This window comes from Pseudomonas sp. SIMBA_068 (assembly GCF_046534705.1).
In the GTDB taxonomy this organism is placed as follows: domain Bacteria; phylum Pseudomonadota; class Gammaproteobacteria; order Pseudomonadales; family Pseudomonadaceae; genus Aquipseudomonas; species Aquipseudomonas putida.
Map to the genome: position 1 here is coordinate 1 of NZ_JAWRYI010000953.1, position 257 is coordinate 257.

Below are 257 nucleotides of genomic sequence, written 5' to 3' on the forward strand. Positions count from 1 at the left end.
GGGCCACTCAGGCGGATCGGCGTGTTGCCGTGGATCCGTCGGTTGTAGCGCGAGCCCTGGACGAACTGCCACTGGCCATTCTTGCGCTGCACTTCAATCACCGACACGCCTTCGCTGGCCTGGGCCTTGCGCACGTCTTCGGCGGATTGCGGCAAGCCGCCATGGGGGTAGAGGTAGCGGTAGTTGGTGTATTCGTTATTGATGGCCATCAGCGCGCGGTGGCGGTCGTCCGGGAAGGCGAACAGGCTCATGCCGTC

1 protein-coding gene is annotated in these 257 nt (G+C 64.2%); it reads right to left on the reverse strand.

Features of this window, described 5'->3' with window-relative positions; genetic code table 11:
• Positions 1-257, reverse strand: a 257-nt coding sequence (locus tag SB756_RS32235; RefSeq protein ID WP_410913522.1) for an alkaline phosphatase PhoX, incomplete at both ends; no start/stop codon positions are given.